The 9,345-nt window shown below is 68.3% G+C and carries 7 protein-coding genes; 1 reads left to right on the top strand and 6 read right to left on the bottom strand.

Annotated elements, in window-relative coordinates:
• Nucleotides 1-204 precede the first annotated feature (204 nt).
• The 6 genes from V7067_RS09885 to V7067_RS09860 form a co-directional block, all read right to left on the bottom strand.
• Nucleotides 205-1,344, bottom strand: a complete 1,140-nt coding sequence (locus V7067_RS09885) for an ABC transporter permease (protein ID WP_334175728.1) — start codon at nt 1,342-1,344, stop codon at nt 205-207.
• A gap of 4 nt (nt 1,345-1,348) precedes the next feature.
• Nucleotides 1,349-2,458, bottom strand: a complete 1,110-nt coding sequence (locus V7067_RS09880; RefSeq protein WP_334175727.1) for a microcin C ABC transporter permease YejB — start codon at nt 2,456-2,458, stop codon at nt 1,349-1,351.
• 66 nt (nt 2,459-2,524) lie between these two features.
• Nucleotides 2,525-4,462 (bottom strand): extracellular solute-binding protein, encoded by a 1,938-nt coding sequence (locus V7067_RS09875; RefSeq protein WP_334175726.1) that lies wholly within the window; start codon nt 4,460-4,462, stop codon nt 2,525-2,527.
• A complete protein-coding gene (locus tag V7067_RS09870; RefSeq protein WP_334175725.1) occupies nt 4,459-6,438 on the bottom strand; it encodes an extracellular solute-binding protein in 1,980 nt (659 codons plus the stop codon). The genes V7067_RS09875 and V7067_RS09870 overlap by 4 nt, the downstream gene beginning before the upstream one ends.
• A 157-nt stretch (nt 6,439-6,595) precedes the next feature.
• Nucleotides 6,596-7,912, bottom strand: a complete 1,317-nt coding sequence (locus V7067_RS09865; RefSeq protein WP_334175724.1) for an MFS transporter — start codon at nt 7,910-7,912, stop codon at nt 6,596-6,598.
• A 136-nt stretch (nt 7,913-8,048) separates the two neighbouring features.
• Complete coding sequence (locus V7067_RS09860) at nt 8,049-8,393, bottom strand: cytochrome c family protein (protein WP_334175723.1); 345 nt, start codon at nt 8,391-8,393, stop codon at nt 8,049-8,051.
• Nucleotides 8,394-9,002: 609 nt separating this feature from the next.
• Between V7067_RS09860 and V7067_RS09855 the strand changes: the two genes are divergently transcribed.
• Nucleotides 9,003-9,345 (top strand): NTP transferase domain-containing protein (locus V7067_RS09855; RefSeq protein WP_334175722.1); only part of this gene is annotated, 343 nt, incomplete at its 3' end.

The raw sequence follows: 9,345 nt of genomic DNA, 5'->3' as shown, positions 1-9,345 counted from the left end.
GGCATGTCTTCCACGGGCATGTCTTCCACGGGCATGTCTTTTCCGGCGGGAGGGCGCTGTCTCATCGGCGGCTGGCGCTTCTGCCTCCGGCTTTAGCAAGGGACGGGCGGCCCTGTCATCTCCGCCGGGTGCAGAAAGCACCGCCGGACGCAGATATCGGGCGCAGCGCAACGGGCGCACCGGAATGCGTCCGGCGAACCGACCTCACCGGAACGTCTTGCGCGGGTCGAGAGCATCGCGCACCGCCTCGCCGACGAAAATCAGCAGCGACAGCATCAGCGAGATCACCAGAAAGCCGGTGATGCCGAGCCAGGGGGCCTGCAGGTTGTCTTTGCCCTGCGACAGCAATTCGCCCAGCGAAGGCGAGCCCGGCGGCAGGCCGAAGCCCAGAAAGTCCAGCGATGTCAGCGTGGTGATGGAGCCGTTCAGAATGAACGGCATGAACGTGAGCGTCGCCACCATGGCATTCGGCAGCAGGTGCCGCCAGATGATGGTGAAGTTGCCGACGCCGAGCGCGCGGGCGGCGCTGACATATTCGAAATTGCGGGCGCGCAGGAACTCCGCCCGCACCACGCCGACCAGCGCCACCCAGGAGAACAGCAGCAGGATGCCGAGCAGCACCCAGAAGCTCGGCGCCAGCACCGAGGAGAGGATCAGCAGCAGGTAGAGCGTGGGGATCGAACTCCAGATCTCGATGAAACGCTGGAACAGCAGATCGGTCCAGCCGCCGAAATAGCCCTGCACCGCGCCGGCCGCCACGCCCACCACCGAGGAGAGGATGGACAGCACCAGCCCGAACACCACCGAGATGCGGAAGCCGTAGATGAGGCGGGCCAGCACGTCGCGGCCCTGATCGTCGGTGCCGAGCCAGTTCCAGTTGCCGATGGTGCAGTTGGGATCGTCGACGCCGCCCGGCATCTGCGAGCAGCGTTCGGCCTTCGTCATCGTCCACGACGGCGGGGCGGGCGCCGGCACCGGAATCTCGTTGTTGACGGTGCGGTAGGAGTAGCGCACCGGCGGCCAGACCATCCAGCCGTTCTGCCGGATCTCGTCCTCGATGAACGGATCGCGGTAGTCGGTGACGGCCAGGAAGCCGCCGAACCGGCTTTCCGGATAATCGACCAGCGCCGGGAACAGCAGGTCGCCCTTGTAGGAGACGACCAGCGGCCGGTCGTTGGCGATGGCCTCGGCAAACAGCGTGACGAAGAACAGCACCAGAAAGATCACGGCCGACCAGTAGCCGCGCTTGTGGGCGCGGAAGATCTGCCAGCGGCGCCGGTTCAGGGGCGAAAGCCGGCTCTTCTTCGCCGGCCGGGCGGAAAGGGCGGCAGCAGCGTTAGTCATCGCCTCACACCTCCCGCGTTTCGAAATCGATGCGCGGATCGACCCATGTATAGGCAAGGTCCGACACGAGCCCGATGATGAGGCCCATCAGCGAGAAGATGTAGAGCGTGGCGAACACCACCGGGTAATCGCGGTTGACGACGGATTCGAAGCCGAGCAGACCGAGACCGTCGAGATTGAAAATCGTCTCGATCAGCAGCGAGCCGGAGAAGAACGCGCCGATGAAGGCGCCGGGAAAGCCGGCGATGACCACCAGCATGGCATTGCGGAACACGTGACCGTAAAGGATGCGGCGCTCGGTCAGGCCTTTCATCCGGGCCGTCATGACATATTGCTTGCGGATTTCTTCCAGAAACGAATTCTTGGTCAGCAGCGTGGTGGTGGCGAAAGCCGACAGCGACATGGCGGTGATGGGCAGCGCGATGTGCCACAGGTAATCGCCGATCTTCGCCGGCCACGACAGGCTCGCCCAGTTATCCGAGACAAGGCCGCCGAGCGGGAACCAGTTGAGAAACGAGCCGCCGGCAAACAGCACGATCAGCAGCACCGCGAACAGGAAGCCCGGCACCGCATAGCCGATGATGATGACGACCGAGGTCCACACATCGAACGTGCTGCCCTCGCGCACCGCCTTGGCGACGCCGAGCGGAATGGAGATGCCGTAGGAAATCAGCGTCATCCACAGCCCGAGGGTGATGGAGACCGGCATTTTCTCGGCGATCAGGTCCAGCACCGAGATATCGCGGAAGTAGCTTTCGCCGAAATTGAAGGTGGCGAAATTCTTCATCATCAGCCAGAAGCGCTCCAGCGGCGGCTTGTCGAAGCCGAACTGCTTTTCAAGCTGGGCGATGAAGGCCGGGTCCAGTCCCTGTGCGCCGCGATATTTCAGTTCCGCTCCGCCGGCCGTGGTGCTGCCGCCGGCCGGCGAGCCGGCGAAGTCGCCGCCGCCCCCGCCGATGCGTCCGCTGGCCGAGGTGTCCGTGCCGGTGATCTGGGCAATCACCCGTTCCACCGGCCCGCCGGGCGCGAACTGGATGACGGCGAAGCTGACGGCCATGATGCCGATCAGCGTCGGGATCATCAGCAGCAGGCGTCTCAGGATGTAGCCGCTCATCGGCAGGGCCTCGTGGCTCGCTTGGAACAGGACGGGGAAGGGACGGGCGGTCGGGCAGCGGACGGGTCAGCCGTTTCCGGCGGCGGTCTTGCTCCACCACAGGATCTCGGCGGGAAAATCATAGCGCGGTACGGGCGGATAGCCGAACTCGTCCCAGAAGGCGACGGTGTAGCTGGGCTTGTACCACGCCGGCACCCACGGGCGGAGGGCGCGCAACACCCGGTCCAGCGCCCGGGCCGCCGTGGTCATGTCGGCGCGGCTGCCGGCGGTGACCATGGCCTCCACCAGCGCATCGACGGCAGGGTTGTCGATGCCGGAGAGATTGTTGCTGCCGTCCTGCCGCGCCGCCGCCGCGCTCCACAGCCCGCGGATTTCCTCGCCCGGCGTGGCCGACAGCGAGAAGCGGCGCATGGTGACGTCGAAATCGAAGCTGCGCAGCCGCGACTGGTACTGCACCGCATCCACCACGCGCTCGGTCGCCTCGATGCCGAGCAGCTTCAGATTGCGGATATAGGGCTGATAGATGCGCGACAGCGAGGGATCGCTCTCCAGAAACTCCAGCGTGAACGGCCGCCCCTGCGGATCGCAGAGCCGGCCGTCGCGGCTGACGCAGCCGGCGGCGGCCAGCAGCCGGGCCGCCTGCCGCAGCAGCGTGCGATCCTGCCCCGAACCGTCGGAAACCGGGGCCGTCACGGCGGGGCCGAACACCGCCGGCGGAACCTTGTCGCGGAACGGCTCCAGCAGCTTCAGTTCGCCGGCCGGAGGCAGGCCTTCCGCCATCATGTCGGAGTTCTGGAAATAGCTCTGGGTGCGGGTATAGAGCCCGTAGAACAGCGCCTTGTTCGACCACTCGAAATCGAACGCCAGCCCCAGCGCCTCGCGCACCCTCGGGTCGGCGAACGGCGGGCGGCGCATGTTGAGGAACAGGCCCTGCGCCCCGGCCGGGCGGTCGTCGGCAAAGGTCTCGCGCCGCACCCGGCCGTCTCTGGCGGCGGGAAAGTCGTAGCCCGTCACCCAGTTGCGCGACAGGAACTCCTCGCGGAAGGTGACGTCGCCCTTCTTCAGCGCCTCGAAAGAGACCGTCATCTCGCGGAAGAACGGCACGCGGATGGTGTCGAAATTGTAGAGCCCGCGGGCCGCCGGCAGCTCCTCCCCCCACCAGCCGGCAACGCGCTCATATTCGATGAAGCGCCCGGCCTCCAGCCGGCCGACCCGGTAGGGGCCCGAGCCGGGCGGGGCCTGCAGCGTGGCGGCGCCAAAATCGCGGCTGCCGTAATAGGCCTGCGAGAAGATCGGCAGGGTGGCCACGAACTGCACCAGCTGGCGCGTCTGCCGGCCGGTGAAGGTGACGACCACGGTTGCGGGATCGGCGGCCTGCGCGCCGACCATCTCCTTCAGCACCTCGGTGATGAGGGGATGGCCGGCCTGCTTCAGCGTGAGCAGCGAGAACGCCACGTCGCCGGCCGTGAGGGCCGAGCCGTCGTGGAAACTCAGGCCGTCGCGCAGGGCGAACACGGCGCGGTTGCCGTCGAGCGCGACGGTCTCGGCCGCAAGGCCGTAGACGGCATCGGGCTCGTCGAGCGAGCGCGTCATCAGGCTGGCGAAGGTCAGCTCCATGCGCGGCGGGGCATCGCCCTTCAGCACGAAGGCGTTCAGGGTGTTGAAGGTCTGGACATTCTGGTTGTAGCCCCACGACGGCGGCATGAACACGATGCGCCCGCCCTTGGGAGCATTCGGGTTCACCCAGTCGAAATGGGGGAAGTCCGGCGGATATCGGAGGTCGCCGAACACCGACAGGCCGTGGCGGGGCGAAAGCGGCGCCACCGCCTCCACCATCGAGCCGGCCGGCACCAGCGCCGCGGGCGTGATCGGCAGGCCGCCGCCGGCTTCTGCCGCCAGCAGCCGGCGCGGCCCGAAGAACGCGGCCATCGCCCCCAGCCCGGCCGCCACGATCACGCTGCGCCGGTCCATGCCGCCCGGCCCGGCCGCGTCCTTGCCGCTCATTGCGGAATCCGTCCGATCTTGCCGGCCAGCGCCGTGTCGAACCACCAGATGGAGGGGAAGCCGTCGGCATAGTCGGGCAGCCGCTCGGGATGGGCAAAGCGGTTCCAGCGCGCCACGCGGGTGGCCGGCAGCGTCCAGCCGGGAATGACATAATCCTCGGCCAGCAGCACGCGGTCGAGGGCGTGGGTGGCGGCGACGAGGTCGTCGCGGTCCCGGGCATAGATAATGCGGTCGATCAGCAGGTCGACGGCCGGGTTGCGGATGCCGGCATAGTTGGGCGAGCCGGCCTCGCCGGCGGAATCGGAGCCGAAGAAGGCGCGCTGTTCGTTGCCGGGCGACAGCGACTGCGGCCAGCCGGTGTAGATCACGTCGAAATCCTGCGCCCGCACGCGGTTCACATATTGCGAGGAATCGACGGTGCGCAGCGTCAGCTCGATGCCGAGGCGGGCGAGCGACTGCTTGTATTGCAGCCCGACGCGCTCGAAAGTCGGCCCGTTCAGCAGAAACTCGATGCGGAACGGCTGGCCGGTGCCGGCATTGACGAGCTGCCCGCCCTTCATCACATAGCCGGCCTCGTTCAGCAGCTTCATCGCCTGCTCGAAATTGGCGCGCTCGGCGGCCGGCGTTTCGGCCACCGGGTTGGTGTAGGGCGTGGTGAACACGCTGTCGGGAATGCTGCCCGCCGGTGCCTTCGCCCTGACCTCGGTGAGGATTTCCAGCTCGCGGCCCTGCGGCAGGCCGCCGGAGGCCAGTTCCGTGCCGTAGAAATAGCTGTTGATGCGCTGGTACTGGCCGAAGAACAGAATGCGGTTCATGCGCTCGTAGTTGAGCGCCAGATTGAGGGCGCGGCGCACCCGCGGGTCCTGAAACTGCGCCCGGCGCAGGTTGGGGATGAAGCCCACCATGATGCCGGAACCGCGGGTGGGGAACAGCTCCAGCACCACCTTGCCGTCCTTCACGGCCGGAAAATCGTAGGCCGTCGCCCAGGTCTTGGCGGAACTTTCCACCCGCCAGTCGAACTGGTCGGCCTTGAAGGCCTCAAGCTCGGCGGTGTCGTCGCGGAAATAGTCGTAGCGGATGGCATCGAAATTGTTGGCGCCGATGTTCACCGGCAGGTTCGCGCCCCAGTAGTCCGCCACGCGCTCATAGGTGATGGTGCGTCCGGGCACGGCAGAGCCGATGCGGTAGGCGCCCGAGCCCAGCGGCGGCTCCAGCGTGCCGGCGGTGATGTCGCGCTTGCGGCCCTTGTCGTCGGTGCCTTCCCACCAGTGTTTGGGAAACACCGAGACCTGCCCGACGATGTGCGGCAGTTCGCGGTTGCCGGCCTGATCGAACGTGAAGGTGATCTCGTCCTTGCCCGTCACTTCCGCCTTCGTGACGTGGCGATAGTAATATTGCTGCTGCGGGTTGTTTCTGGTCAGCACCTCGAACGACCACACCACGTCTTCCGGCGTCACCGGCGTGCCGTCATGCCAGCGGGCTTCGGGCCGCAGGCGGTATTTCACCCACGAATAGTCGTCCGGGTAGGCAAGGGCTGCGGCAAGCAGGCCATATTCAGAGGACGATTCGTCGAGGCTCGGCGTCATCAGCGTATCGTAGATGAGACCGAGGCCGGCGGCCGGCGTGCCCTTGGGGATGACGAAATTGTAGGTGTCGAAAGTGCCGTCGGCGGAGAGCCGCACGAGGCCGCCCTTCGGCGCGTCCGGGTTGACGTAATCGAAATGGCGGAAGTCGTCGCCGTAGCGGGGCTTGCCGATGAGGGCGCCGCCGGTGTGCCAGACCGGGCCGGCGGGGGCTGCGGCGGCGGGTGCGGGTGCAGCGGTCGCCGCCGGCTGCGCGGCAGCACCGGCCTGCTGGGCAAGGGCGCCGGCCGGGCGGGCAAGCACGAGGGCCGAAAGGCCAAGGCCGAGGCCGGTCGTGAACGACCGGCGGGTGACAGCGGCAGGGCGGGCGGCGGAGGGGGTCTTGCGCGGCATTCCGGTCCCTTCGGTCGGGGCGTGCCGCAGCGGTGCGGCAGACAGGGCTGTGTCCTTCTACCTAAAAGGACAGCTTCTGAACCGAAATGGGGCAAGAGTGCTTTCCGCCGCCCGGATGGAGAAAATTTAATCCGGCTTCCGGTTCTCCGTCCCGCCCTCAGGCTTCCGCGGCGGGCAGGGCATGGATGTGCTCGGCCTCGCTCGCCTCGCGCAGCAGCAGCGAGGCGGCAAAGCCGATGGCGGACAGAACCGGCAGCAGCAGGATGGCATAATGGTAGGCTGCCTGCGGGTAGCTGACGGTGTCCGCAGGGGCATCGCCGAACAGGTCGAGCAGCTCGCCGAATGCCCATTCGCCGGCGCCGCCCAGCAGCATGATGATCATGTTGGTGGCCGCGATGGCGGTGCCCGTCACGGGGCCGGGGTTGTGCTCCACCGCGGCGGCGAACACCACCACCTGAGAGGTGGAGGCAAGGCCGAGCAGCAGCATCACGCCATAGGTCGCCGGCAGCGACAGTTCCGGCACGAGGGCGATGAACAGCGTCACGCCCAGCGTGGCGGCGCTGGCGACCATCAGCATGCGGCGGCGGATGCCGAAGCGGTCGGAAACCCAGCCGGCCACCGGGCCGCCCACCAGCCAGCCGACATACATCATCGAGATGGCGCTGGTGGCCTCCAGCTTGGTGCCGCCGGTGACGGCGGAAATGTACTCCGCTCCCCACAGCGCGCCGAGGATCGACAGCGGCATGTAGAGCGTGGCGCCGACGAGGCCCAGATACCAGCTCTGCGGGTTGGAATAGACCACCCGCAGGGCGCGGATCACGCCCGGCCGGCTCGGGGCGATATGCGGTTCCGGGTGGCCGGCTGCCGCCGGTTCGGGCCGGCGGGCGGGCACGATGACCGCGATCAGCAGCGTGATGGCGATGCCGATGAACCCGGCAAACAGCAGGGCCTGCTGCCAGCCCATGGTTTCCACGATTTCGGCGATGCCGGCGTTGCCGATGATGGCCCCCGCCATGCCGAGCGAGGTGGTGAGGCCGGAGAGCAGCGCCAGCATGGAGCGGGGAAACCACTCCGCGGCGACATACATCGTGCCGACGAAGGCAAAGGCCGAGCCCATGCCCTGCGCAAAGCGCGCCGCCACCAGAAAGCCGGGCGAGGAGCCGATAATCTGCAGGAAGGCGCCGGCCGTGCACACCAGCGCCGAAAGCACCAGCACGTTGCGCGGCCCGAACCGGTCGATGACCGTGCCGGACAGCAGCTGCATCGGCGAATAGATCATGTAGTAGGTGCCGGCCGCCGCCCCCAGCGCCGCCGCCGAAAGGCCGAAATGCGCCTGCAGTTCCGGCTCCATGGAGGACGGCGCGACGCGCACGAAGAACTCATAGAGATAGAACAGAGCGGCGGTGCCCCACACCAGCCAGCTGCGCCATGTCACGGGTCCGGCAAATCCGGTCTCGCGCCCCTCGACAATCATGTATGCCCCCGCGTCGGTCTGATTCGCTGTCGTCCCCCGCCGAATCCGATGCCAGCGCGGCGCGGGGCGCAATCGCTTTTCGCCGCGCGGGCTGAAAATGAGCCGCCTTTCCACCCGCCGTTTGCGTTTCCGGCCATCAGTTGGCCGGGGCGGCGGGCTGCAGGCTTTTCAGCCAGGCGATCAGATCGGCGCGCTGCCGGGCATCGGGCAGGCCGGGAAAGCTCATGGCCGTGCCGGGCACGGCCTTTTTCGGCTCGGCCAGAAAGGCATCGAGGGCCGCTTCGTCCCAGCGTGCCTGTCCGCCACCGGCCTTGCGGCGCATGGCGGCGGAATAGGCGAAGCCCTCATGGGAGGCGACCGGGCGGCCGACGATGCCGAACAGCGCCGGTCCGACCCGGTTGGGGCCGCCTTCGGCAAGGCTGTGGCAGGTGGCGCACCGGGCCGAAAGCGCCTTGCCGGCGGCGCTGTCGCCGGCCGCCACGGTTGCCGGCGCCGCGGCGGGCGCTGGTCTGGCGGGTGCCTCGGCGGCAGGTGCCACGGCGGCAAGGGCGGCGGCAGGCGCTGCGGCGGGGGCAGGCGCTGCGGCGGGGGCAGGTGCTGCGACCGGGGCAGGTGCTGCGACCGGGGCAGGTGCTGCGGCGGGGACTGCTGCGACGGGGGCTGCCGCGGGCGGCGGTGTCGCCGGCCGGAAGATGACGCCGGCGGCGCCGTGCAGGACCGCGATGAAAAGCAGGGTGCCGGCGAGGGCGGGCACGAAGCGGAGGAAGAAGGAGGAGGCGGAGCGGGCGCCGCCGGGCGTGTTCTGCATGCTGTCGGTCTGTCTGCGCCGGCCTGTTGCTGCGGCCGTGCCGGCCCTGCCTCGCCGGCGGCCTGTTCGCGCCGGCCGGGAGGCGATGCTGCCTGAGCCGGCCGCGCTCTTCAAGGCGGCATGGTGACGGGGGCGGCCCCGCCTTTCAGGGCGGCATGGTGGCAGCGGCGGCCCGAGAAAGCCGCTTCAACTCCGGCCGATCCCCGCCTATAAGGAGCGCACGCCGGGCCGGGGCGGTAGAAGCCCGCCGCAGGACTGTCATTTTCAGGGGAAACGCGCGCCATGGCTGGCCGCCCGCTGCTGCTCATTCCGGCCCGCATGGCCTCCACCCGGCTGCCCGGCAAGCCGCTGGCGCATATCGACGGCGTGCCGATGATCGTGCATGTGCTGCGCCGGGCGCTGGAAGCCGATATCGGCCCGGTGGTGGTGGCCTGCGACGATCCCCGCGTGGAAGCGGCGGTGACGCAGGCCGGTGGCCGCGCAGTGATGACCCGCTCCGACCACGAATCCGGTTCCGACCGCATCTTCGAGGCGCTCTGTCGCGTCGACCCCGAGGCGGAATTCGACGTCATCGTCAACGTGCAGGGCGACCTGCCGACCATCGAGCCGCAGCCGATCCGCGCCG

The organism is Pseudoxanthobacter sp., from assembly GCF_036822375.1.
Lineage (GTDB): Bacteria > Pseudomonadota > Alphaproteobacteria > Rhizobiales > Segnochrobactraceae > Pseudoxanthobacter.
This window is presented reverse-complemented; position numbering and strand designations above follow the sequence as displayed.